Raw genomic sequence first — 23966 nt, 5'->3', positions numbered from 1 at the left:
TAAGGGGTAAAAAAATTGAAAATATTTAATTTGATATGGCAAATAGGTTTGTTGTATGTCATTTATGTTATTGGCACGTTCCTTCAAAAATTGTTTCATTTAATGATTCCAGGAAGCATTATAGGCATGTTGATTCTTTTCGCTCTTTTGCATTACGAGCCTTTTCAAAATTTAGTGAAAGACGGGTGCTCTTTTTTAGTCAAGCATCTTGCCCTTTTATTTATTCCTGCGACAGTTGGGGTGATGGAATATTTTTCGCTGTTCCAATCAAAAGGTATCTTGACAGTATTCATTGTCATTATTAGCACGGTGCTGGTGATGTCTATTTCATCTTTCGTCAGCCAGATGACCGCTGCCAAAAAAAAAAGCAGGCTGCTGGGCAGAATGGGAGTGATCAAAGCTTATGAAAATAATAGTCTCCATCTTAATGATACTTGCTACAGTGCTGATTTATTGGCTAATGGTTAAATTGTACAATAAAATCCATATTCCATTATTAGTTCCGATTGCCACTTCAACATTTGTCATCATTAGTTTATTGATTACATTTCATATTTCGTATCATACGTACATGTATGGAGGAAAATGGATTGATGAGCTTCTAGGCCCTGCCGTAGTCGCGCTGGCATTCCCGCTGTACAAGCATCGATCAACATTGAAAAAGTACGCTGTATCAATTGTTTTGAGCGTTGTCGTCGGCACGATTATCGGGCTGTGTTCAGGAATTATGATGGCTGTTTTATTCGGAATAGATAAGGAACTGATTCTTTCTCTTGCACCCAAATCGGTCACTTCGCCGGTAGCTATGGATATCACAGACATAATTGGAGGTAATCCTACCCTTGCTGCAGTTTATGTCATGATAGCAGGAATATTTGGTGCGATGTTTGGACCTTATTTATTGAAATTACTTCGCATAAATCATCCAATTGCTATTGGGATCGGATATGGTACAGCTTCCCACGGAATTGGCACAGCGAGGGCAGCAGAATACGGCAGTCTGGAAGGAGCAATCGGTTCGATTTCGATGACGTTAAGCGCTATATTTGCTTCCATTATCTGCCCGTACGTTGTTCAGCTATTTTTGTAGAGATAAAGAGGAGATGACGCGATCTTGGCTCAGTTGATTAAAATGGAGGATTATATATCAAGGTATGAAATAGATCTAAATCGTTATGCCAATCAATTTATCCGCTTGAAAAAACAACAGTGGGAAGAAATTAAAAAAAGGTTTGAGAGTATCCAATTTGCTCATTCAACCTTAGATAGTGAAAAACAATTGTTTTTAGATCGGATTTTCAACTCCCAGCTTGTATGGGCAAGCTCTACCATTCGGGAAATTTCCCCGATGGATGAAGCTTTTGAAAAGGATTCGCTGCTCAAATATTTTTTGCAGCGGTTTCCTGACACTTATTTTGTCATGTATTATCCGGTTTTTCTTATTAAAAAAGCCTCTGTCCAAGGAGAAATTATCATCATTCGGCCAACAGATGTCGTATGCCTTACCGCATTAGAATATAAAGAAAACAACGTATTAATCGGTACAAAACAGAAATTTTGGCTGAAACGGGACGATCAAGGCGAGAAAAAAATATTATCTCCCATTATCGGATTGGAGCGGACAGCAAATATAGTAAAACAGATTTTATCAAATGCGGAGGTTGACTTTCCAATTCGAAAAATATTATTAAACAGAACGGGATATATACATGCTTCAGAGCTGCCGGCAGATATTGAAATAATTGATGTGAGAAGCTACGACGACTGGTTTCAAAATATGCGGCGCCAGCCTTCTCCTTTTAAAAATATGCAACTAAAAGCTGTAAAGGCTCTTTTAGCATCATGTGCAACAAATGCGGTAAAACGATTTAATGAATGAATTTTTTGAAAATGTTCGATTACATGTTGTTCTTTATGGAAGTATGAGGGTATGTTTTTACTTTTTCTTGACGAAAAAGACTGTTAGAAGATAAAATTTATTATGGATAGCTATTGGAAACATCTCATTCAATTCAATAGCTGTCTTTTTTATTGCGCAGGGTGAATCTACTAACGAAATGTGGGCTTGAAATTGAAGGTGAATTGGTTGGAAGACGTATTAGGTAGCGATTGGGAAATATCTCCGGCAGGAGGAGCGACAGGAGAAGCCTTTTATGCTGAAAAAAATGGAAAAAAACTGTTCTTAAAACGCAATTCTTCGCCGTTTTTAGCTGTTTTGTCAGCGGAAGGAATTGTTCCTAAGCTCGTTTGGACGAAAAGAATGGAAAACGGTGATGTGATTACGGCGCAGCATTGGCTAAACGGGCGCGGTTTAAAACCGAAAGATATGAAAAACGAGCACGTTGCGGAGCTCCTAAAGAAAATCCATCGGTCGTATGAACTACTTGATATGTTAAAACGTTTAGGAAAAGAGCCGCTCTCGCCTGAAACGCTGCTCGAAAATGTAAAAAAAGCAGCGAATTTGGAGCTTTTGGAGCTTCCGGTTATTCGACAAGCACTATGTTATTTGGAACAAAACGTGACAGAGGTGCAGCATAAAGAAGCTGTTGTTTGCCATTGTGATATTCATCATAACAACTGGCTTTTATCTGAGGACAACCAATTGTATTTAATCGATTGGGATGGAGCAATGATTGCCGATCCGGCGATTGATTTAGGAATGCTGTTATATACTTACATTCATGAAAGTGAATGGGATGAATGGCTGAAAAAATACGGAGCTGATTTAACGGACGATTTAAAAGTTCGCATGCATTGGTATATGTTAGCTCAAGTCATTTTGTCCATCTCTTTTTTGAGAAAGAAAAACAATGAAAAAGAAATGGCGGAGCAGCTGGAATTTTTAAATGCTTTGCTTAGGAAAGGGCATTGATATCCTCAAGCCATTGAGTCAACTGCCCTTGATGTGAGGCGATAAAATCGGTTATATCGTTGGAATTTTTCCCGTTTTGGCAATAAGTATATATTGTTTCAAGCGATTGCTTTAACTGATCATTAACTTCAGCATTGGCCATTAATGACCGAATGAGGCGCTCTAATTGCTCATATTCCGCTACTGATCCGCAGCATTCACTTTCATGTTCAGATAAAATATCTTTCAGAAGCATCAGTTGATCACGATAATTCAATTGCATTCATTCTCACCCCATTTCTTTATTGATTAGAATATACATCATTTCGATTTCTATACAATAAAGAGCCGTTCAGTATACGGCTCTTTTGACATAGTAAAAAAATAAACAGAGGTGGAATATGCGTTTAAGAAATAAGCCTTGGGCCGGAGATTTTTTAAGAAATCATCCCCAATTTGTTATACAGCAGCCTTTTGAATGGAAAGGGAAATGGAACGATTTGTTCGGGAATGAGCATCCCGTTCATATAGAAGTCGGCACCGGCAAAGGACAGTTTATTGTCGGTATGGGGAAGCAAAATCCGCATATTAATTATATCGGCATTGAGCTTCAGGAAAGCGTCCTCGTCTCGGCTTTAAAAAAATTAAAAGAAGAGGAACTTCCGAATGTAAAGCTTATGAACGTAAATGCGAGCCAGTTAGCTGAAATTTTTGCGAAAGGCGAGGTTGAGCGAATCTATTTAAATTTTTCAGATCCTTGGCCAAAAAAACGCCATGCGAAGCGGCGCTTGACACATCATTCCTTTCTTTCCATTTTTGAGAGCATTTTAGCTGATGAAGGTGAAATTCATTTTAAAACGGATAACCAAAGGCTGTTTGAATATTCGCTTGTCAGTTTTTCCGAATACGGATTTTTATTGAAATGGGTAAGTTTAGATCTTCACCAAAGTGATTTTACAGACAATGTAATGACGGAATACGAAGAGAAATTTTCCAAAAAAGGACAAAAGATTTATAGGGCGGAAGTGAAATTGCGAAAGTGAAAATTCGGTAAAGACAAACATCCCTGCACGATAGTGTGCGGGATGTTTTTTTGATAAAAAATGGAATCTTCGAGGGATGAATCTTCTGCACTCTTCAGTCTTTTGCTTAAGCAAAAACTTTAGGCGAATTGATTTGTTTCGTACACGTGAGGATTCCGTAAGCACATTTTTAAAATGTTCAGATTTATCGTTTCATTTTTATTCGTCATTCGATCTTCGAGAAAAGAGAAAGCCAGTCTTTTACGCGGCGCCTCGCCGCAAACATCGAGGCCGATCACTTTTTTTTCATTTAATATTGTCCGCAAATAAAAAAGCAATGTTGCAGCACTCATTGTACCTTGGTCCCAGTTTGTCACCGCCTCCCCTTTTTTTAAAACATCTTTGTCGATGCTAATATAAACAAAATCATTTTGTATTTGTTGAATTTGTTGTAAAATATACGGATGATTTTCAGGTGTATACGGGATGACCTTGACTTTTTCTATTTCTTGTTTTTCTGTCCATTTTGGACCGATGATAATGGCTTTTGTTAAAAAAGGATTGTCTTTTAGCGCAAAAGATAACCATGAGCCGCAAGAAATTGGCATGTTCCTCCCGATTGCAGAATCGTCTAAGTCTGTATGATGGTCAAATAGAAGAAGGGTAAACGGAAGTTTTATTTCATTCAACAGGAGATATGTAACATAGTGATAATCGCCGCTGCCGATGAACGTAATTCCTTTTTGCTTGCGGCTAAACAGCTTTCTTTTTATTACTTTTAACGATTGTCCGTCACAAAACAGCCGGGTTCCTTCTAAATCAGTGAAATCAATGCATTCGTGAGAATACGATTGTAATTTTCTTTGATAATGGTATGTTTCATCAAAATGTAAAATCGTCACACCTTTTTTAACAATCCCCATTTTTTTCACTCCCCAAAGAGACAAAGAAATTTGTTTTCTCTGTTTCTTGTTAAGAGGAAAGCTGATTTACATGTAAAATGGTTCCGCTCGATGCATCGACAATTACTTCAAACTGTTCAGTTTTCCCTTTATAAAAACGGCTGATTCCTGCCTCATACACTTTATAAGATATATCATTTTTTTCATAATCTTGCGGGATGGTGTAAATCCAGGATCCGTTGATCGGGCCTTTTTGTTTAAAAGCTTTTTTCACCGATTCAAGTGCTTTTTCCGGCGAAAGAAACGGCTTTTTATATTCGTTTTTTAATACATATCCGACGGCAATCCCTGCTGCGAAGCCGATCAGGAAATTTTTCCATTTCACAATCTTCCCTCCTTAAACAATTTACTATTAGTATAACGCAGTTTTGTTACATTTGTGGAATATACATTCATCATTCGCTAAAATAAGTTTATACATATTTTGTGTACGTGATGGTCTAAATTAAGCTAAAGAAGGGGATATAAACATGAACAACGAAACGTTGGATTTATTTAAAACATTAACAGAGCTGCCGGGTGCATCAGGCAATGAACACGCTGTTCGCTCATTTATGCGCAAAGAGCTAGAAAAATATGCAGATGAGATCGTTCAAGACAAACTCGGCAGCATTTTTGGAGTGAAAAAAGGCAGTGAGGATGGACCAACTATAATGGTTGCAGGCCATATGGACGAGGTAGGCTTTATGGTCACATCTATTACAGAAAATGGAATGATCCGCTTTCAGCCGCTGGGAGGATGGTGGAGTCAGGTTTTGCTGGCGCAGCGCGTGCAAATTATAACTGAACGCGGTCCGGTGATCGGCGTGATCGCATCCATCCCTCCGCATTTGCTCAATGAGGAAGTTCGGAAAAAGCCGATGGAGATTAAAAATATGCTGATTGATATCGGCGCTGATAATCGCTCAGATGCGGAAGCCATAGGAATCAAGCCAGGACAGCAAATTGTTCCGGTCTGCCCGTTTACGCCGATGGCTAATTCGAAAAAAATTTTGGCAAAAGCTTGGGACAACAGGTATGGATGCGGGCTGGCCATTGAGCTGTTGAAAGAAGTGAAAGATGAAACATTGCCAAACGTTTTGTATTCTGGAGCGACTGTCCAGGAAGAAGTAGGGTTAAGGGGAGCGCAAACGGCCGCCAATTTGATTAAGCCGGACATCTTTTTTGCATTGGATGCGAGTCCTGCCAACGACATGAGCGGGGACAAAAACGAATTTGGTCAGCTTGGAAAAGGAGTTCTGCTGAGAATTTATGATCGGACAATGGTCACTCATCGGGGAATGCGGGAATTTATTCTTGACACAGCTGAAACAAACAATATTCCATATCAATATTTTACATCCCAAGGCGGAACAGATGCAGGCCGAGTACATATTTCTGGCAGCGGTGTGCCTTCAGCGGTAATCGGAATATGCGCCCGATATATTCATACTCATGCTTCGATGATCCATGTCGATGATTATTTAGCAGCAAAAGAATTGCTTGTGAAGCTCATAAAAGCTTGCGATCGATCCACTGTTGAAAAGATTAAGCAAAACGTTTAACATAAAACATTCCGGAGGGAAAAAATGAATGTCGCAATCGGATCGAAAAACCTGGCGAAAATCAATGCGGTGAAGGAGACCTTTTCTCTTTTGGAAGAGAAGAACATGGAATTCATCTCAGTTGATGTTCCATCCGGGGTTTCAACACAGCCATTTTCCGATGAGGAAACATTGCAGGGGGCATTAAATCGGGCAAAAAATGTCTTTGAAAAAGTTAAACCGGATCTTTCGGTTGGTCTTGAGGGGGGTGTGGATGTTACACCTCGCGGATTGTTTTTATGCAATTGGGGTGCATTAATTGATAAAGATGGAAATGAATATATTGCTGGAGGGGCGAGAATCCCGCTCCCGAATGAATTTCTTGAGCCGTTGAAAAAAGGCTTGGAGCTTGGAGATGTAATGGATGCATATGCGAAAAAAAGAAATGTGAGACATCGAGAAGGAGCAATCGGAATCTTTACAAACGGCTTTATCGACCGGAAAGAAATGTTTGCACATATCATGAAGCTGTTAATAGGACAATATCAATTTTCCAAAAAAAATTAACTTTGATCGGCTCAGGCATGCGAGTTAGTAGCTTTTTTTGCTGAGATTTGTTACGATGCCAATGAAAAAAGATAAAAGGAGACTTGCAGAGATGGAAAACATTCAATCTGTTGATCATTTTTGGGAGCTTACGAAAGGAAAAAATGCTTTATTTGTATTTTCGGCTGATTGGTGTCCAGATTGCGGGTTTATTAAGCCGCATCTTCCTGAATTGGAAAAGGAGAATCCGCAGTTCGCATTTTATTATGTCGATCGGGATGAATATATCGATTTATGCGCAGAATTAAATGTTTTTGGCATCCCAAGCTTTATCGCATTTAACGAGGGAAAAGAGATCGGACGCTTCGTCAGCAAAGATCGGAAAACAAAAGAGGAAGTTCAGCAATTTTTAGATGGCTTAAATCTTTAATATAAAGAAAATAAAAAGGAGATGATCAGCCTTATGAATTCTGAACAAATGGTCGAATTGTTAAAAGAGAAGTTAAATGATTACTCATTTCACTTTTCATTTAATCGAAAAAAGGATACGTTAAGAATCGAAGATCCAGAATTGAAAAAAGGGCTGACACTCTCCTTGCCAGGTATTATTTCAAAATGGAACGAAAAAAAAGAAAAAGCGATTGATGAATTCGTTTATTACATAACCGAGTCTCTCTCAGCTATGAAAAATGAAGGTGCATTAAGCGGCAAGGAAAAACAGATTTATCCTGTCATTCGCTCAACTTCCTTTCCGGTTGAGTCGAATGGCGTTCCTCTTATTTTTGAGGATCATACTGCTGAGACCCGCATTTATTATGCCCTTGATCTCGGAAATTCGTATCGCCTAATTGATGAACAGATGATGAAGAAGGAGAATTGGACGCGCCAGCAATTGAAGGAAATGGCTGCCTTTAATTTGCGTTCATTGCCGACAAAAGTAAAAGAAGATAAGGTCGCAGGCAATGTTTTTTATTTTTTTAATTCAAATGACGGCTACGATGCCAGCAGGATTTTAAATGAGTCAATTTTAAAAGAATATGAATCAAAAGTTCAAGGGGATATGACTGTCAGCGTCCCTCATCAAGACGTGCTGATCATAGGCGACATTCGAAATGAAACGGGTTATGACGTGCTGGCACAGCTGACGATGAGCTTTTTTACAAATGGGAGGGTGCCGATTACGGCTTTATCCTTTATTTATGAAAACAAAAAGCTCGAACCGATCTTTATTTTGGCAAAAAACCGCAGAAAACTGACGAAAGGAGACGATGACAAGCAATGAATGTATTTTACAATAAAGAAGGAATCGGCGATGTACTCATCATCTCTTTAAAAGATATACCGTATGAACAGAAGCGGTTTGAAAGAAAAGGAGATGTTGTAAAAATATTTGATGCTGAAACTAATGAAACAGCAGGCTTCAACATTTTTCAGGCAACTTCTTATTTTTCGCTTGACGGAAACGGCCAATTAGATGTAACGGCAGAAATGGTGGAAAAGATCAATCAAACAATTGCGCAAAATGGTTTTTCAGATAAGCTGGAGGCGGATTTATCACCGAAATTTGTCGTTGGCCATGTATTGGAAAAAGAAAAGCATCCGAACGCTGACAAATTAAGTGTATGCAAAGTCGATGTGGGGGATGAAGTGCTTCAAATTGTTTGCGGGGCACCGAATGTTGCGGCTGGACAAAAAGTTGTTGTTGCAAAGGTAGGAGCGGTTATGCCAAGCGGAATGGTGATAAAAGAAGCTGAACTAAGAGGCATTTCCTCGAGCGGCATGATCTGTTCGGCAAAAGAATTAAACCTGCCCAATGCACCAAAAGAAAAAGGGATTCTTGTATTGGAAGATAGTCGAAAGCCAGGGGAGCCGTTTTTTAAGTAAAAATGCGATAAAATTTCAAAAAACACGCGGAAAACATTTTGTTTGCCGCGTGTTTTTTATATGATGATTTATTAATTTTTGAAATCATGATTCAACCGTTCCACTGAATGAAATGAGCGGTGATCAGGAAAATAGCAGATAATCCAAACCAAATTAAAAATAATGGTACATAAAAGCGAACCCATTTTTGCCATGAAACTCCAGCTAGTGCTAGTGCAGCCATAAAATATCCTGAAGTTGGAAATAATATGTTGCCTAGCCCGTCTCCAAATTGGTAGGCCAAAACAGCTGTTTGTCTCGTAACTCCGATCAAATCAGAAAGCGGAGCTAAAATCGGCATAGTAACTAATGCTTGTCCGCTGCCTGACGGAATTAAAAAGCTAAATAGCATTTGGACAATAAACATCCCAATGACACTAAATGTTCCTGGTATTTCGCCTACTATCGTTCCTAGTGTATGGACAATGGTGTCCATTATTTGCCCGTCTTCCATAACTACTGATACTGCTCTGGCAATACCAACAATGATTGCCCCAACTAAAACTTCACGAAAACCGTCATTAAATGCTTCGCAAATATCGTTTAATGTTAATCCAGCGATCAGACCTACAACCACACCCATTATAATGAACAGTCCAGCCATTTCTAACATAAACCAGCCTTGAGTTAAAACACCGTACACTAATAAGACAAAAAAGGATAACAATGCAAAAGAAGCAGCTTTTTGTTTTTTATTCATTTCATTCCTTTTGGATACAGATTGATTGAAGTACATATTCCTTTTAGCATGATCGTCTTTATATACTAAGCTTGCTTCAGGATTCTTTTTAACTTTTTTAGCATATTGCATAATGTAAATCATTCCTGCTAAAACAAAGACAACGAAAGCCGCTATGCGAAATTCTATACCTGAGTATATTGGAAGTCCTGCAATTTTTTGACCTAAACCAGTATTAATAGGGTTAAGAAAGCCTGTCATAAAACCAGCAGTAGTTGCAACTAAAGCAACCGCCGCCGCCATTGAATCAAATCCTAAAGCAATAAATAGGGGGAGAATTACAGGTATATAAACTAAACTCAGTTCTTGCGTTCCAATTAAACTGCATATAATTGCGAATACAGTCATTAAAACTGGAATTAACACAATACCATTGGAAGCAAATGTTTTTGCTAGTTTCTCTACTCCTATTTCTATAAGTCCTGTTTTTCGAATAACGGCAAATATACCGCCGATGATCAAAGTGAAAAAAACGACATCACTTGCTGCAACTAATCCTTTTGGGACTGCCATCATAAATTCAACAGGACTTACAGGTGCTGCTTCAACAAAATCAAATGAGTTTGGATCAATCGTTGTTCTTCCATCAGGTCCTGGAATACGTTCATAAACGCCAGCAGGTACAAAATAAGTAGCGGCTGTAGCAAGAATTATTAAAACAAACAATATGACATAAATATGAGGCATTCTTAATTTCTTTTTCTCCAATTGTGGTTTTTGATTAATAAAAGCTGCATTTTTTACACCTTTTTCAGCTTCCATTTTTTATCCCTCCTCCTCTGTTTGTGACACTTTATGTTCGTTTTTATAACATAATAATTTGTGGTAGCTATTCTGTCATTGGTTATTTTCACTGAAAATGAACTATTTTTTTGTAAAATCTATTAAATTTTACAATTATTTTAATTTTAAAAACGAAATCATGTTATAAAAAATAACATAAAATTATTTAAGTTTTCAAAAAGTGCTGATTGATATAGAGGTATATATCGGATGTACGAGCGAAAAAGGGAAGTTAATAAAAACTTATTGAATGTGATAAGAAAACGAAAACAACGAATTTTCAAAAAAGTCTTCCAATCTGTATTAATCTGTTATATATTAAAAATGTAATTTAAAAACTGTTTTATAACAAGGTAGGTGAGGAAACGTGAAGGCTAGTGCAGCATCTAGGCTGGAAGTGAAGGGAACTCTTCTGCCTTCTTACAGGGAGATTTTAACGAACGAAGCCCTTCAGTTCGTCGAAAAGCTTGAACAAACATTTGGTTCAAGAAGAATCGAGCTGCTTGAACTGAGGAAAGAACGGGAAAGGCGAATTAATGAAGGGGAGAAGCCGTCGTTTTTAAAGGAGACGGAACATATTCGAAAAGGGGACTGGACGATACCGCCTGTTCCAAAAGATTTGCAGGATCGCAGAGTTGAAATTACTGGACCTGTCGACCGGAAAATGATTATCAATGCCTTAAATTCAGGCGCAAAAGTTTTTATGGCGGACTTTGAAGATGCAACATCACCGACTTGGGAAAATATTGTGGAAGGACAAATTCACTTAAGGGATGCGGTCAACAAAACGATTGAATATGTGAATGAAAACGGAAAGGTATATAAGCTGAATGAAGAAACGGCAACGCTGATCGTGCGGCCGAGAGGACTCCATCTAGAAGAAAAACATGTCCTATTGGACGGAAAACGGATTTCAGGCAGTCTGTTTGATTTTGGACTTTATTTCTTCCACAATGCAAAAGAACTGATCAAAAGAGGAAGCGGACCTTACTTTTATTTGCCGAAGCTGGAAAGCCACTTAGAAGCCAGATGGTGGAACGATGTTTTCTGTTTCGCGCAAGATGAATTGGGGGTAAAGCGGGGGACGATTAAAGCAACCGTTCTGATTGAAACGATATTGGCCGCGTTTGAAATGGACGAAATATTATACGAGCTGAAAGAGCATTCAGCTGGATTGAATTGCGGCAGATGGGATTACATTTTTAGCTATCTGAAAAAATTCCGAAACGATCAAAACGTCATTTTACCTGATCGGGCGCAAGTAACGATGACGGTTCCGTTTATGAGGGCGTATTCTCTGCTCGCGATTAAAACGTGCCATCGCCGGAACGTTCATGCCATTGGAGGAATGGCAGCGCAAATTCCGGTTAAAGATGATCCGGTGAAAAATGAAGAGGCGTTCCAAAAAGTGCGCGCTGATAAAGAGCGGGAAGCGAAAGATGGACACGATGGCACATGGGTGGCACATCCTGCGCTTGTACCGGTTGCCAAAGAAATTTTTGACCAATATATGAAACAACCTAACCAGATTGATAAACAGCTAGATGTTGAGATTTCAGCAGAACAGCTTCTTGAAGTCCCGGAAGGAACAATTACAGAGCAAGGATTAAGAACGAACATTGATGTCGGCATTCGTTATCTTGCATCATGGCTTTCTGGAAGAGGAGCTGCACCTATCCACAATTTGATGGAGGATGCTGCAACGGCAGAAATTTCAAGGGCACAGGTATGGCAATGGATTCGTCATCCAAAGGGGGTGTTGGAAGACGGACGGAAGGTTACAATAGAGCTTTATGAAAAAATTAAGCAGGAAGAGCTGGAAAAAATAAAACAAGAGTTTGGTGAAGAAGCCTATCAAAAAGGGCGTTTTGATGAAGCGGCGAAATTGTTTGATGAGCTTGTGAGAAATGATGAATTCGTAGATTTTCTGACGCTTCCAGGCTATGAAAGATTAAATTAAAAAATATTTCAAAAAAGGGGAGAGAAAAGATGACATTACAAGAAAAAGCGAGACAATTGCAAGAAAGCTGGGAGAAAGATGAACGCTGGAAAGGGATTACACGCCCTTATTCGGCTGAAGATGTGTTGAAGCTTAGAGGTTCCATTGAAATCGAATATACTCTTGCCAGAAGAGGAGCAGAAAAATTTTGGAATTTAATGAAAACTGAGGAATACGTAAATGCCCTCGGAGCTTTGACAGGAAATCAAGCTGTCCAACAAGTAAAAGCCGGATTAAAAGCAATTTACTTAAGCGGCTGGCAAGTGGCAGCAGATGCTAATCTTGCGGGGCAAATGTATCCGGATCAAAGCTTGTATCCTGCTAACAGTGTGCCGCATGTCGTAAAGCGGATTAATCAAGCTTTGCAGCGGGCAGATCAGATCCATCATATGGAAGGGGATCATTCAATTGATTGGTTCATTCCAATTGTTGCGGATGCTGAAGCTGGATTTGGCGGTCAGTTGAACGTTTTTGAATTGATGAAGGCGATGATTGAAGCAGGAGCAGCTGCTGTTCACTTCGAGGATCAATTGTCTTCTGAGAAAAAATGCGGCCATTTAGGCGGAAAAGTTTTGCTCCCGACACAAACAGCTATTCGCAATTTGATTGCTGCAAGACTGGCTGCTGATGTGATGAATGTTCCGACTGTTATCATTGCTCGCACTGACGCCAATGCGGCTGATTTGATCACAAGCGACATCGATGACAGGGATAAAGAGTTTATTACTGGGGAACGGACACAGGAAGGATTTTTCCGCACTCGCGCTGGTCTTGATCAAGCGATTGCTAGAGGTTTGGCATATGCGCCATACGCAGACATGATTTGGTGTGAAACATCTGAACCTAATTTGGAAGAAGCACGGAAGTTTGCTGAGGCTATTCATAAAGAATTCCCAGGCAAGTTATTGGCATATAACTGCTCACCTTCCTTTAACTGGAAGAAAAAGCTTGATGACGATACTATCGCACGCTTCCAAAAGGAAATTGCTTCTTACGGCTACAAGTTCCAATTCGTTACTTTAGCTGGATTCCATGCATTGAATTACAGCATGTTTGAACTTGCACGCAAGTATAAAGATCATGGAATGGCTGCCTACTCTGAACTTCAGCAAGCCGAATTTAGAAGCGAACAGTATGGTTATACAGCAACACGGCATCAGAGGGAGGTTGGAACTGGTTATTTTGATGAGGTTGCCCAAGTGATTACTGGAGGTACTTCTTCTACAACCGCTTTAAAAGGGTCTACGGAAGCTGAACAATTTACCACAACTTAATTGACTGGCCATAATCATTACCTTCACATAGATTGAGCCAATCCTCTGGGATTGGCTTTTTTTTATCATTTAACGCACCCATTTCGCATATTCTTTGGATAGCTCCATAAATTTTTCTCTATCTTTTCGGTCCAGAGCATCATTAATTTTGTCTTCCAGCATTTTTTTTCGATGATTGAACCATGCTTCGTCCAGAATCATTTGGATGTATACATCCATCATGAAGTTTTCTGGATTTTCCTTCACAGAACGGGTCTTCATCAGTTCGGAATAAGATTTCCGGTTTTCCATAACCCATCACCTCTGATGCCTTTTTTATATTATATGGATTTCGGAAGGAAAAATCAACTTATAATTTGTAATTTTTAGAAAAATTATATTAACAATAACATCTTGCCTTGATCTAATGCTTTGTATTTAAAAATTTTAAAAAAATATAGAAATTTTGGAATTTTTATGATAGATTTGAATCAGTAAAAAAGAACTATTATATAGAAAAAATTAGGAGGTAAGAATTCTAGTGAGTACGAAGCAGTTTGAGGCAGAAAAATGTATTGTAAATGGGGAAACAATGGCAATTTTGCCTTTTAGAAAAGAACATCACTTGTACGCTAAAATTTTGGAAACTAGCGGAGAGCGCATAGTACCTATTCGACCTGTTTATGTTATTGATCAAAGCTGCCGTTATTATGGTTCAAGCTTTAAAGGAAGAGTTGAAGGATCAAAAGGGCTGCTTGGCATAACAAAAAAGCTTCCGATTGTCATTGATCCTGCCAATTCCCTTTATTTTTTTCCTACTCATTCACCCGCAAGGCATCAGTGCGCCTGGTTTTCCCATTCCCACATTTCCCGCTTTATGAAAACAGATTCGAATTGTACGGAAGTCATATTCCGTAACGGTCAGAAAATAGTTGCTGACATATCTCCATCTTCTTTTTCCCATCAATTTTATAAAACGGCACATCTTCGAACGATTATCTCTTCAAGAATTGAGCAGGAGCAGCGTCGCATGAACACAATCCTTTTTCCGAAGGAGCAGCATGCATATATTTATGAACAGCTCGTTCGCGAATTCAGAAAAGAAGATGGATAAGCTTTATCTTCCGGCACGCAAGCTGTCAATTTGCGTGCTTTTTTCCGTGTTAGAAAATGGGGGAGATTTCATTTTTTCTGTTATAAGGGGACAGGCATTCAACGGGCGAAACAAATAGTCCTGTTCCCTCATCTTCTGTAGCGAACGGTTTGGCCGTTGTCTTTCTTTTAAGATAAAAAGTCTAAGAGGTTGGAATGCCAGATTTTTTTTCAGTTTTAAACAAATAATGTTCAATCAGTTCATTTACTTTATTTCGGATTCTTGGGTTGAAGTAGCTGTGGTGTTCTTCGTAGCCGTTATAGTAGAAAGTGTACGTTGTGAATGCTTCATCCTGTTTGGCTTTTAAAACTTTCACCTTTTGTCTGCGCAATTCTTTGCGAACCTCTGCCAAATCTTTTTGTACAAGCTTTAACGCCTCTTCAATTAGATGCAAATAAGGATCTTTCAGCTTGAATGGACTTTTTTTTACGACATTCATGTCTTTGTTCAGCACCGTAGCAGTCATCGGTAAGTAGATCGACTGTTCAATCAAATGGCGAATGTCGGTTGGTATTTTCGACATAGGGAATACCTCGCTTCAAATGGAACATATGTTCTATTTTTATTATAAAACAGGAAAATAAATCATTTCAATTAATTTTTTTCGGCAAAATTTTTCAACTTATGCTCAAAAGGTGTAAAATAAAAGGAGATGTTGAAGTAAGGAGTTAAGATATGGATGTCATTGCATTTTTCGATTCCATTACATTAGAAGATGTTGAACGATTCTTTAAAGAATACCGAGCGCTCGGACCTCTTCCAGGGATTCTGCTTCCGATGCTTGAGGCTTTTTTTCCGTTCTTGCCTCTTATTCTGTTTGTAATTGCGAACGCTAATTCATTTGGACTTTGGTTCGGCTTTTTGTACTCGTGGATCGGTTCATCGGCAGGCGCATTGCTCGTGTTTTTTTTAGTGCGAAAGTTTGGCCGGAAGCGTTTTTTAAATTTTTTAAGCAGACATGAAAAAGTAAGACGAATGATGAACTGGGTCGAACGGCACGGCTTTGCTCCTTTATTTTTAATGCTCTGTTTCCCTTTTACGCCTTCTGCGCTTGTAAATGTAGTAGCCGGTCTTTCCAAAATCAATGTGTGGCAGTTTGCGCTCGCTGTTTTATCAGGGAAGCTCGTGATGATTTTTATGCTTAGCTTATCAGGGTATGATTTACGGGAGCTGATTGAAGAGCCCGTCCGGTTGATCATTGTGTTTGTTGTGATGGCGCTCATGTGGTTTATCGGAAAAAGGATTGAGCAGCGTTTAAATGTTTCGTTAATTAAACGAAAAGATAAAAAGTAGGTGAAGAGCCGTGAGGAAAAAACGAGTTATTGCGGGAATCGTCACTTCAGCTCTTTTATCAACCGTTTTAATTAAAAATATTGCGTTTGCCGCGTACACTGTTGATGGCGTATCGATGCAGCCCACCTTAAAAGAAGGCCATCATTTTTATATAAATAAATTGACGAATCGGTTTAATAAAATTGAACGGTTTGACATTGTCGTGTTTCAGATGCCTGGCGAAAAGCAAGTTTTGGTTAAAAGGGTCATCGGCCTTCCAGGAGAAAAAATTGAATATCGAAACGACAAATTATATGTGAATGGGAAATATGTACCGGAACCATTTTTAAAGAAAAATAAAGAAAAAGTATATGGAAATCCGATCACAGGGAATTTTACATTAAAAGAAATAACTGGAAAAGAAGCGGTGCCGGAAAAATGTATTTTTGTCATTGGCGACAATCGGTTAAACAGCAGGGACAGCCGGCATTTTGGCTTTGTTCATGCAAAAAATGTGATCGGAGAGGTAAAACCGTAAACGATGATTCCTATTAGTTGGAAATTCGGATTGTCCGAATCAATGGATTTTCAAAACCATTTACAGTAAAATAAATGTATTCATAAACACGAAATCAGAATGGGACAAGAAAATTGTCCCATTTTCCGTTTGGATGCCTTCTGAAGGGGGGAGATTTCATGGGTATTAAGTTTTTGGTCGGTTCATCCGGCACAGGAAAAACGACGGCAATCTTAAACGAAATTAGGGAAAAATTAAAAGAAGATCCGTATAATGGAAAACCTATTTTGTTTCTTGTTCCAGATCAAATGACTTTTCAAATGGAATATGAACTGATGAAAACTCCGGAATTAGGAGGAATCATTAGAGCGCAAGTATTGAGCTTCAACCGTTTGGCGTGGAGGGTGCTGCAGGAGGAAGGAGGCATCAGCCGTACCTTTATTTCCCAAACAGGCATGAACATGTTTCTTCGAAAAATCATCGAAGAAAAAAAGCACGAATTTAAAGTGTTTTCCAAAGCAAGTGAAAAAAAAGGCTTTATTGAGCATATCGAACAGATGATTACAGAAATGAAAAGATATATCATCAGTCCAGATATGCTGGATGATCAAGTAAAAAAATTAGCGGAAAGCCATGATCATAGAGAGCGGATTCTTTCCGATAAATTGAAAGATTTGGCGGGCATCTATCGTTCCGTGGAAAAATTATTTGCTGATAAATACATAGATTCAGAGGATTATTTGCAGCTTCTTTCAGAGAAGATTTATGAATCAAGCTACATGGACGGAGCGGAAATTTATATCGACGGCTTTCACAATTTTACGCCTCAAGAATTGCAAGTAGTCGAATCGATGATGAAAACAGCTTCTTCTATAACAATTGCTCTCACATTGGATAAACCGCCTGAAGAGGCCGTTGCCGACGAGCTTCATTTATTTTACATGACGGCTGAAACCTTTTCTTTGCTGAAAAAAATGGCTGAACGAAATAATATTTCCATTGATGAAGTAGCATATATGACTGACCGGAAACGTTTTATTGAAGAGCCGTCACTTGTTCATCTAGAAAAAATGTACTCTTCCCATACTCCCGAACCTTTTCACGGAGACAGCGCGATTGTATTTATGCAAGCGGTGAATAGACGCGCCGAAATTGAAGGGATTGCTAGAGAAATTATCCGCCTCGTTCGGGATGAGGGAGTGCGATTTCGGGAGATTGCACTGCTTATTAGAAACATGTCCGATTACAGAGATTTGCTGGAGCAATTGTTTCAAGATTACGAGATTCCTTTTTTTATAGATGAAAAAAGCTCAATGACATATCATCCGCTGATCGAATTTATCCGCTCGAGCTTGGAAGTCATAACCGGAAACTGGCGGTATGAAGCTGTTTTCAGAACGATTAAAACAGAATTTCTTTACCCGCTAGATGCCGATAAAGCCGAAATGAGAAAAGAAATGGATCAATTGGAAAATTATGTGCTTGCCTACGGTATTCAAGGGAAAAAATGGACGGATCAAGCCGGCTGGACGTACAGGAAGTACCATTCATTCTATGACAACGACAAAAAGACAGATGAAGAAGAGGAAATAGAAAAACGGATCAATCAATTACGGAAGCTGATTGTGGAGCCTCTGCAGGCATTGGAAAATAAGATGAAACGCGCCAAAACCGGCAGGGATATGGCCGAAGCGCTATATATGTATTTAGAACAAACAAAAGTGCCTGATAAGCTGGAGCTTCTTCGTCTAGATGCGGAAAATGGAGGGAACTTGATTGAAGCAAGGGAGCATGATCAAGTTTGGAATGCTGTGATAGAGCTATTGGATGAATTTGTAGAAATTATGGGCGATCAGGAAATTTCCATTCATTTGTTTAGGGAAATGGTCGAAACCGGAATGGAATCGATGAAATTTTCTCTCGTTCCGCCGGCCATTGACCAAGTGATTGTCGCAACACTTGACCGGTCACGTTTATATGGCATTAAGATGGCATTTATTGCAGGAGCAAATGACGGAGTGCTTCCAGCAAAACCGGTGGAAGACGGAGTTTTAACAGATGATGAAAGAGAGCTTCTATATCATAATGGAGTGAAGCTTGCGCCGACAGCTCGAAGAAAATTGCTGGATGAAAATTTTTTGATTTATTTAGCGCTCGCGTCTGCTAAGCAAAAGCTGTATTTATCGTATTCTTTGGCGGATGAAGAAGGAAAAGCGCTCATGCCGTCTATTATTGTCAAACGGTTAAAAGAAATATTTCCAGATGCTAAGGAAATGATCTCTCTTAATGAACCGGAAAGTGAGGAGGCGGAAGAACAGCTTTCTTTTATTGTCAGTCCGAATGTTTCTTTGTCTGTTTTAACTTCAAAATTGCAAAATTGGAAAAAGCAGTATCCTCTCCATGAGCTGTGGTGGGATGTTTACAATTACTTTGTATATGATCAAGAATGGAGCAGCAAAGCGAAAAAGGCGATTGCCAGCCTGTTTTATTCAAATACAGAAAGACCTTTATCCGAAGAGGTAAGCAGAAAATTATATGGACGGAAAATACAAGGAAGCGTTTCAAGGATGGAGCGGTTTCGGGCATGTCCTTTTGCCCACTTTGCTTCTCACGGCTTAAAGTTAAAAGAACGGGAGTATTACAGATTGGAAGCGCCGGATATCGGCCAATTGTTCCATGCGGCATTAAAGCTGATGGCAGACCGGCTTCAAAGCATGAAAGTAGAATGGCGCGAATTAACAAAGGAGAATTGCGAAAGACTTGCTCATGATGCAGTCGAACAGCTGGCGCCGAAGCTGCAAAAAGAAATTTTAATGAGCACAAACCGCCACTATTATATTAAACGCAAGCTTCAAAATATTGTTGCCCGCGCATCAAAGGTTTTAAGCGAACATGCAAAAGCAAGCGGTTTTGTCCCAATTGGTTTAGAAATATCATTTGATGAAAAAAGCAAGCTCCCCCCGTTCCGATTTAAGCTTGAAAACGGATGTACGTTGGAGGTCGTCGGAAGGATAGACCGAGTGGATAAAGCGGAAAGTTCGAAAGGTCTTTTGCTTCGCATCGTCGATTTTAAATCGAGCGACAAAACATTAAATTTGGCAGAAGTGTATTACGGCATTGCGCTGCAGATGCTCACTTACTTGGATGTTGTTATTTCCAATTCTCAATCTTGGCTTGGCGTAGAAGCGACTCCAGCAGGGGTGCTGTATTTCCATATTCATGATCCGTTCATACAGTCCCCAGATTTATTAACGGATGATGAAATAGAAGAAGAAATTTTGAAGAAATTTAAAATGAAAGGCTTGCTGCTTGGAGACGAAGAAACGGTGCGGTTAATGGATCAAAAATTGGAAAGCGGCTATTCCAAAATCGTTCAAGCCGGCATAAAGAAAACCGGGGAATTTTATGCAAATTCTCAAATCGCCAGCGAGGATGAATTTCATGCATTACGCTCGTATATCCGGCGCGAATTTAAGCGGATCGGTACGGAAATAACAGACGGAAATATTTCCATTGCGCCATATAAAATGAAAGAGAAAACGCCTTGCACCTTTTGTTCCTTTAAATCTGTCTGTCAATTTGATGAATCGATTGAAACGAACCGTTTTCGCATATTGAAAAGCTTAAAAGGGGAAGAAGTGCTGCAAAAGGTAAGGGAGAAGGTGGATTCAGATGAAGAATGAGCTGAAAAAGTTAGAAAAAGGCCAATGGACCGATGAACAATGGAAAGCGATTGTCGCCGACGGACAAGATATATTAGTGGCGGCCGCTGCCGGATCAGGGAAAACAGCCGTTCTAGTTGAGCGGATTATTCGCAAGCTGACCGACAATCAGCATCCTGTAGATGTGGACCGACTGTTAATCGTAACATTTACAAACGCTGCGGCTGCAGAAATGCGCAGCAGAATTGGCGAAGCGCTGGCAAAGGCTTTGCGAAACCAGCCTTCTTCCCTCCATTTGCGCCGCCAATTAACCCTTTTAAATAAAGCGCAAATATCAACATTGCATTCTTTTTGCCTGCAAGTCGTTCGCAAATTTTATTACAAAATTGATATTGATCCCGGTTTTCGAATAGCGGACGAAACAGAAATGGAACTGTTAATGGAAGATTGCATGGATGAATTGTTAGAAGAAGAATATGGAATGGAGCATAATGAACTATTTTTCGAATTAGTTGACAAATATACAGGCGATCGCTCAGATGATGAAATCAAAAAAATTATTAGATCCATTTATGAATTTGCTAGATCTAATCCTTTCCCGGAAAAATGGCTTGATGAAATGGTGCAAATGTATGACATAGAACAAGCTGAATCATACGAGGACTTGCCGTTTTTTCAATATTTACGGAAGGATATAGCGATACAGCTTTCCGGAATCAAGGATTTGTTAGCGAGAGCTCTCGACATTACGAAATTGCCGGGTGGCCCCTCTCCAAGGGCTGAAAATTTACTCGATGACATGAAACAGGTGGAAAACATTATAAACGCTTCATCGTGGCAGGAGCTTGCCGAGCAAATGAGAGCTTTTCAACCGACACGCGCCAAGGCATGCAGGGGAGAAGAATATCGAAAAGAGCTCATTGATGAAGTGACGGAAATGAGAAAGAAAGCAACAAAGGAAATAGAGAAATTAAAAAATGAGCTTTTCTCCAGGGATATTCAAAACCAGCTGCTCGATTTGAAAAAAATGAAGCGCACAATGATTTGTTTAGCCGACTTGGTGAAAAAATTTGCTGTTCGGCTGGAAGCAATGAAAAAAGAAAAAGGAATTGTCGATTTTTCGGATCTTGAGCATTATTGTTTACAAATATTAACAGAAAAAGATGAGAAAGGAAATGTTGTTCCGAGTGATGCTGCTTTGTTTTTTAAACGACAATTTCAAGAAGTATTAGTGGATGAATACCAAGATACCAACTTGGTGCAGGAAGCGATTTTAAAGCTGGTGTCAAAAGATCATGAATCGGAAGGAAATCTATTTATGGTCGGCGATGTAAAACAATCCATTTATCGTTTCCGGCTGGCTGAACCGTTATTGTTTTTGGCGAAATATAAACGGTTTACCTCCAGCGGAACGAATTCCGGCTTGCGCATCGATTTAGCTAAAAATTTCCGCAGCCGAAAAGAAGTTTTGGACGCCACAAATTTTCTTTTCAAACAATTGATGGGAGAGACTGTAGGCGAAGTCGTTTATGATGAGGCAGCAGAATTGAAGCTTGGCGCACGTTATCCAGAGAACAGTAGAATGAATACAGAGCTCCTCCTAATAGACCGCCGGAAGGAGGAATTAGCAGAAAAAGAAGAAATAATGATTGAATTTGATGAAGAAGAATTGGAAACGGTGCAGCTTGAAGCCCGCCTTATGGCGAAAAAAATAAAAGAGCTTATTCAGGAAGGCTTTCCTGTTTACGACCGAAAGCTTGATCGTACGAGACCTGTCACATACAGAGATATTGTGATCCTGCTTCGTTCGATGCCTTGGGCGCCGCAAATCATGGAAGAGTTTAAGCAGCAAGGTATTCCGGTGTATGCGAATTTATCAACAGGATATTTTGAAGCAACAGAAGTGGCCATTATGCTTTCGCTTTTAAAAATTATCGACAATCCTTATCAAGATATTCCGCTCGCTTCTGTGCTGCGTTCGCCGATTGTCGGCTTAAGCGGAAATGAACTTGCCATCATCCGTCTTTATAAGAAAAACGGTGCGTATTTCGATGCACTTGAATCATTTTTGCAGCAAGAAAAAGCCCATCATAGCGAGCTTTATCAAAAAGTAAGCGAATTTGTCAGCCGGCTCAATCAATGGCGGAACTTGGCGAGAAAAAGCTCCGTTTCGAATTTAATTTGGCAATTGTACCGTGATACCCGCTTTTTTGATTTTGCAGGCGGAATGCCCGGCGGAAAGCAGCGGCAGGCCAATTTAAGGGCATTATATGACAGAGCAAGGCAATATGAGGAAACGTCCTTTCGGGGATTGTTCCGATTCCTGAGGTTTATTGAAAGAATGCAGGAACGGGGCGATGATTTAGGAGCAGCAAGAGCTTTAGGAGAGCAGGAAGATGTTGTCCGAATTATGACGATTCATTCAAGCAAGGGGCTTGAATTTCCGATTGTTTTCTGTGCAGGTTTATCTAAACGATTTAATATGAAAGATTTGACCAAAAAATATTTGCTCGATAAAGAATTAGGGTTTGCCTCGCTGTTTATCGATGAAAAAAAGCGGATTGTGTATCCTACTCTTCCTTATATAGCTGTAAAAAAGAAATTGAGAATGGAAATGCTTTCGGAAGAGCTTAGGGTATTGTATGTGGCTTTGACTAGAGCAAAGGAAAAGCTGTTTTTAATTGGCACAGTGAAAGACGGAGAAAAAAAGTTTAAAGAATGGGAGCAATCATTCACTCACCGCGAATGGCTGCTTCCAGATTACGATCGTTTAAAGGCAGTATGTTATTTAGATTGGATCGGTCCTGCTGTCATCCGTCATAAAGATGCGGCAATTTTACGAGAAGAAGAAAGAGAAGCAGCGGATGAAATCTTCTCTTATCCGGTGAAATTGCAAATTGATGTGATTCCTGAAGAAAAATTAAAAGAGCAAAATGAGCAGGCAGCGGTTATGATGGATGAAAAAATGGACGCTTTGAGAAATTTCGTTCCTGTTCAGTCAACAAGTAGTTTCGCCAACCAAGTGCAAAGTCAGTTGTCCTGGAGCTATCCTTTTTCAGATGCAGCCTCTCTCCGGTCGAAGCAATCGGTGACGGAAATCAAAAGAAGACTTCAATTTTCAGATGAATACAGCGACATTTCCATAAAGAAGAAAATACAAGGGAATTCCTCGTACAAGCGTCCGAAATTTATGCAGGCAAAATCTCTTACAGCAGCAGAAAAAGGAACGGCCATGCACACAGTGATGCAGCATTTGCCATTGGGTGAAGACTTGACGGAACAAACGATTCGACAAACCGTGCATTCTCTCGTGAAAAAAGAAATATTAACGGAGGAGCAGGTGGAAGCGGTCAATGTAGAAGGAATTGTGCAATTTTTTGAATCACCGCTGGGTAGACGCCTAAAAGGCGCAAAAAAAATTTTTCGCGAGATCCCTTTCAATTTGGCAGTGCCGGCGAACGAAATTTACGAAAAAGGAAGTTCTCTCAATACTGAAACGGTCATCGTTCAAGGTGTGATCGACTGCCTTTTTGAAGATGACGATGGGCTCGTTCTGTTAGATTACAAAACGGATGCGGTAAAGGATCGTTTTCCATCCATTGAAAAGGCAAAACAGGTGCTTGCTTCTCGATATGAAATTCAAATTGACTTGTATGCAAAGGCGGTAGAGTCAATCTTAAAAAGACGAGTCGATGATCGGTATTTATTCTTTTTTGATGCAGGGCTCATCATAAAATTATAGATTTGCAGACTATTTTAGA

The 23966-nt window shown here is 39.5% G+C and carries 23 protein-coding genes; 17 read left to right on the top strand and 6 right to left on the bottom strand.

The features are described 5' to 3' along the window. The first annotated feature begins 15 nt into the window (after positions 1-15). The 4 genes from NSQ94_RS14185 to NSQ94_RS14170 all read left to right on the top strand — a co-directional run bounded on the left by NSQ94_RS14185 (position 16) and on the right by NSQ94_RS14170 (position 2872). The gene (locus tag NSQ94_RS14185; protein WP_339229480.1) at positions 16-468 is read left to right on the top strand and encodes a CidA/LrgA family protein; all 453 of its coding nucleotides are present in this window, start codon (positions 16-18) and stop codon (positions 466-468) included. Further along, positions 404-1090: an LrgB family protein gene (locus NSQ94_RS14180; protein ID WP_339229478.1), complete on the top strand. Its 687-nt coding sequence runs from the start codon at positions 404-406 to the stop codon at positions 1088-1090. The genes NSQ94_RS14185 and NSQ94_RS14180 overlap by 65 nt, the downstream gene beginning before the upstream one ends. A gap of 24 nt (positions 1091-1114) precedes the next feature. Continuing rightward, the gene (locus NSQ94_RS14175; RefSeq protein WP_311067009.1) at positions 1115-1879 is read left to right on the top strand and encodes an NERD domain-containing protein; all 765 of its coding nucleotides are present in this window, start codon (positions 1115-1117) and stop codon (positions 1877-1879) included. Between the two features lie 198 nt (positions 1880-2077). Further along, positions 2078-2872 (top strand): phosphotransferase family protein, encoded by a 795-nt coding sequence (locus NSQ94_RS14170; RefSeq protein WP_082829584.1) that lies wholly within the window; start codon positions 2078-2080, stop codon positions 2870-2872. Here the strand turns inward: NSQ94_RS14170 and NSQ94_RS14165 are convergent. Further along, on the bottom strand, positions 2856-3134 hold the full coding sequence (locus tag NSQ94_RS14165) for a YtzH-like family protein (RefSeq protein WP_339229476.1): 279 nt from the start codon (positions 3132-3134) through the stop codon (positions 2856-2858). The two genes, NSQ94_RS14170 and NSQ94_RS14165, sit on opposite strands and share 17 nt — an antisense overlap. A gap of 118 nt (positions 3135-3252) precedes the next feature. On the opposite strand from NSQ94_RS14165, the gene trmB reads away from it, so the two are divergent. After that, positions 3253-3894 carry a tRNA (guanosine(46)-N7)-methyltransferase TrmB gene (gene trmB / locus NSQ94_RS14160; RefSeq protein ID WP_063386610.1) on the top strand — a complete coding sequence of 214 codons (642 nt, stop codon included), beginning with the start codon at positions 3253-3255 and terminating at the stop codon, positions 3892-3894. Between the two features lie 119 nt (positions 3895-4013). Here trmB and NSQ94_RS14155 read toward each other — a convergent pair whose 3' ends face one another. Continuing rightward, on the bottom strand, positions 4014-4796 hold the full coding sequence (locus tag NSQ94_RS14155; protein WP_339229474.1) for an arginase family protein: 783 nt from the start codon (positions 4794-4796) through the stop codon (positions 4014-4016). 49 nt (positions 4797-4845) lie between these two features. Further along, on the bottom strand, positions 4846-5160 hold the full coding sequence (locus tag NSQ94_RS14150; protein ID WP_063386612.1) for a PepSY domain-containing protein: 315 nt from the start codon (positions 5158-5160) through the stop codon (positions 4846-4848). Between the two features lie 145 nt (positions 5161-5305). Between NSQ94_RS14150 and NSQ94_RS14145 the strand changes: the two genes are divergently transcribed. From NSQ94_RS14145 to ytpR, 5 genes are all read left to right on the top strand, one after another. Then, a complete protein-coding gene (locus NSQ94_RS14145) occupies positions 5306-6379 on the top strand; it encodes a M42 family metallopeptidase (protein WP_063386613.1) in 1074 nt (357 codons plus the stop codon). A gap of 24 nt (positions 6380-6403) precedes the next feature. Next, positions 6404-6925 (top strand): DUF84 family protein, encoded by a 522-nt coding sequence (locus tag NSQ94_RS14140; protein WP_327855821.1) that lies wholly within the window; start codon positions 6404-6406, stop codon positions 6923-6925. Between the two features lie 91 nt (positions 6926-7016). Further along, the gene (locus tag NSQ94_RS14135; RefSeq protein WP_063386615.1) at positions 7017-7334 is read left to right on the top strand and encodes a thioredoxin family protein; all 318 of its coding nucleotides are present in this window, start codon (positions 7017-7019) and stop codon (positions 7332-7334) included. Between the two features lie 33 nt (positions 7335-7367). Continuing rightward, positions 7368-8186, top strand: a complete 819-nt coding sequence (locus NSQ94_RS14130) for a DUF1444 domain-containing protein (RefSeq protein WP_063386616.1) — start codon at positions 7368-7370, stop codon at positions 8184-8186. After that, positions 8183-8788 (top strand): YtpR family tRNA-binding protein, encoded by a 606-nt coding sequence (gene ytpR, locus NSQ94_RS14125; protein WP_063386617.1) that lies wholly within the window; start codon positions 8183-8185, stop codon positions 8786-8788. The genes NSQ94_RS14130 and ytpR overlap by 4 nt, the downstream gene beginning before the upstream one ends. Before the next feature lie 91 nt (positions 8789-8879). Here ytpR and NSQ94_RS14120 read toward each other — a convergent pair whose 3' ends face one another. Further along, the gene (locus NSQ94_RS14120) at positions 8880-10328 is read right to left on the bottom strand and encodes a YfcC family protein (RefSeq protein WP_339229472.1); all 1449 of its coding nucleotides are present in this window, start codon (positions 10326-10328) and stop codon (positions 8880-8882) included. Positions 10329-10716: 388 nt separating this feature from the next. Between NSQ94_RS14120 and aceB the strand changes: the two genes are divergently transcribed. Continuing rightward, positions 10717-12309 carry a malate synthase A gene (aceB, locus tag NSQ94_RS14115; protein WP_063386618.1) on the top strand — a complete coding sequence of 531 codons (1593 nt, stop codon included), beginning with the start codon at positions 10717-10719 and terminating at the stop codon, positions 12307-12309. Between the two features lie 29 nt (positions 12310-12338). Next, a complete protein-coding gene (gene aceA / locus NSQ94_RS14110) occupies positions 12339-13622 on the top strand; it encodes an isocitrate lyase (protein ID WP_339229470.1) in 1284 nt (427 codons plus the stop codon). 69 nt (positions 13623-13691) lie between these two features. Here the strand turns inward: aceA and NSQ94_RS14105 are convergent, their stop codons facing one another. After that, the gene (locus NSQ94_RS14105; RefSeq protein WP_063386620.1) at positions 13692-13913 is read right to left on the bottom strand and encodes an IDEAL domain-containing protein; all 222 of its coding nucleotides are present in this window, start codon (positions 13911-13913) and stop codon (positions 13692-13694) included. Between the two features lie 229 nt (positions 13914-14142). On the opposite strand from NSQ94_RS14105, the gene NSQ94_RS14100 reads away from it, so the two are divergent. After that, on the top strand, positions 14143-14715 hold the full coding sequence (locus NSQ94_RS14100) for a competence protein ComK (protein WP_082829581.1): 573 nt from the start codon (positions 14143-14145) through the stop codon (positions 14713-14715). A 181-nt stretch (positions 14716-14896) separates the two neighbouring features. Here NSQ94_RS14100 and NSQ94_RS14095 read toward each other — a convergent pair whose 3' ends face one another. Continuing rightward, on the bottom strand, positions 14897-15277 hold the full coding sequence (locus NSQ94_RS14095; protein ID WP_063386621.1) for a hypothetical protein: 381 nt from the start codon (positions 15275-15277) through the stop codon (positions 14897-14899). 152 nt (positions 15278-15429) lie between these two features. On the opposite strand from NSQ94_RS14095, the gene NSQ94_RS14090 reads away from it, so the two are divergent. From NSQ94_RS14090 to addA, 4 genes are all read left to right on the top strand, one after another. Then, positions 15430-16047 carry a TVP38/TMEM64 family protein gene (locus NSQ94_RS14090; protein ID WP_063386622.1) on the top strand — a complete coding sequence of 206 codons (618 nt, stop codon included), beginning with the start codon at positions 15430-15432 and terminating at the stop codon, positions 16045-16047. Between the two features lie 10 nt (positions 16048-16057). Next, positions 16058-16564, top strand: coding sequence for a signal peptidase I (lepB, locus tag NSQ94_RS14085; RefSeq protein WP_339229468.1), 507 nt, complete (start codon positions 16058-16060; stop codon positions 16562-16564). A gap of 158 nt (positions 16565-16722) precedes the next feature. Next, positions 16723-20226 (top strand): helicase-exonuclease AddAB subunit AddB, encoded by a 3504-nt coding sequence (addB, locus tag NSQ94_RS14080; protein ID WP_327855822.1) that lies wholly within the window; start codon positions 16723-16725, stop codon positions 20224-20226. Continuing rightward, positions 20216-23947 (top strand): helicase-exonuclease AddAB subunit AddA, encoded by a 3732-nt coding sequence (addA, locus tag NSQ94_RS14075; RefSeq protein WP_327873525.1) that lies wholly within the window; start codon positions 20216-20218, stop codon positions 23945-23947. Before addB ends, addA begins: the two co-directional genes overlap by 11 nt. The last annotated feature ends 19 nt before the right edge of the window (positions 23948-23966 follow it).

Source organism: Aeribacillus sp. FSL K6-2833 (assembly GCF_037965815.1).
Classification (GTDB): Bacteria; Bacillota; Bacilli; order Bacillales; family Aeribacillaceae; genus Aeribacillus; species Aeribacillus composti.
This window is presented reverse-complemented; position numbering and strand designations above follow the sequence as displayed.

Coding starts and splice junctions, on each gene's coding strand:
- NSQ94_RS14140 (WP_327855821.1), top strand. CDS start 6,404: ATGAATGTCGCAATCGGATCGAAAAACCTGGCGAAAATCAATGCGGTG.
- NSQ94_RS14090 (WP_063386622.1), top strand. CDS start 15,430: ATGGATGTCATTGCATTTTTCGATTCCATTACATTAGAAGATGTTGAA.
- ytpR (WP_063386617.1), top strand. CDS start 8,183: ATGAATGTATTTTACAATAAAGAAGGAATCGGCGATGTACTCATCATC.
- NSQ94_RS14095 (WP_063386621.1), bottom strand. CDS start 15,277: ATGTCGAAAATACCAACCGACATTCGCCATTTGATTGAACAGTCGATC.
- addB (WP_327855822.1), top strand. CDS start 16,723: ATGGGTATTAAGTTTTTGGTCGGTTCATCCGGCACAGGAAAAACGACG.
- NSQ94_RS14145 (WP_063386613.1), top strand. CDS start 5,306: ATGAACAACGAAACGTTGGATTTATTTAAAACATTAACAGAGCTGCCG.
- NSQ94_RS14120 (WP_339229472.1), bottom strand. CDS start 10,328: ATGGAAGCTGAAAAAGGTGTAAAAAATGCAGCTTTTATTAATCAAAAA.
- NSQ94_RS14180 (WP_339229478.1), top strand. CDS start 404: ATGAAAATAATAGTCTCCATCTTAATGATACTTGCTACAGTGCTGATT.
- NSQ94_RS14130 (WP_063386616.1), top strand. CDS start 7,368: ATGAATTCTGAACAAATGGTCGAATTGTTAAAAGAGAAGTTAAATGAT.
- addA (WP_327873525.1), top strand. CDS start 20,216: ATGAAGAATGAGCTGAAAAAGTTAGAAAAAGGCCAATGGACCGATGAA.
- aceA (WP_339229470.1), top strand. CDS start 12,339: ATGACATTACAAGAAAAAGCGAGACAATTGCAAGAAAGCTGGGAGAAA.
- trmB (WP_063386610.1), top strand. CDS start 3,253: ATGCGTTTAAGAAATAAGCCTTGGGCCGGAGATTTTTTAAGAAATCAT.
- NSQ94_RS14165 (WP_339229476.1), bottom strand. CDS start 3,134: ATGCAATTGAATTATCGTGATCAACTGATGCTTCTGAAAGATATTTTA.
- NSQ94_RS14155 (WP_339229474.1), bottom strand. CDS start 4,796: ATGGGGATTGTTAAAAAAGGTGTGACGATTTTACATTTTGATGAAACA.
- NSQ94_RS14105 (WP_063386620.1), bottom strand. CDS start 13,913: ATGGAAAACCGGAAATCTTATTCCGAACTGATGAAGACCCGTTCTGTG.
- NSQ94_RS14135 (WP_063386615.1), top strand. CDS start 7,017: ATGGAAAACATTCAATCTGTTGATCATTTTTGGGAGCTTACGAAAGGA.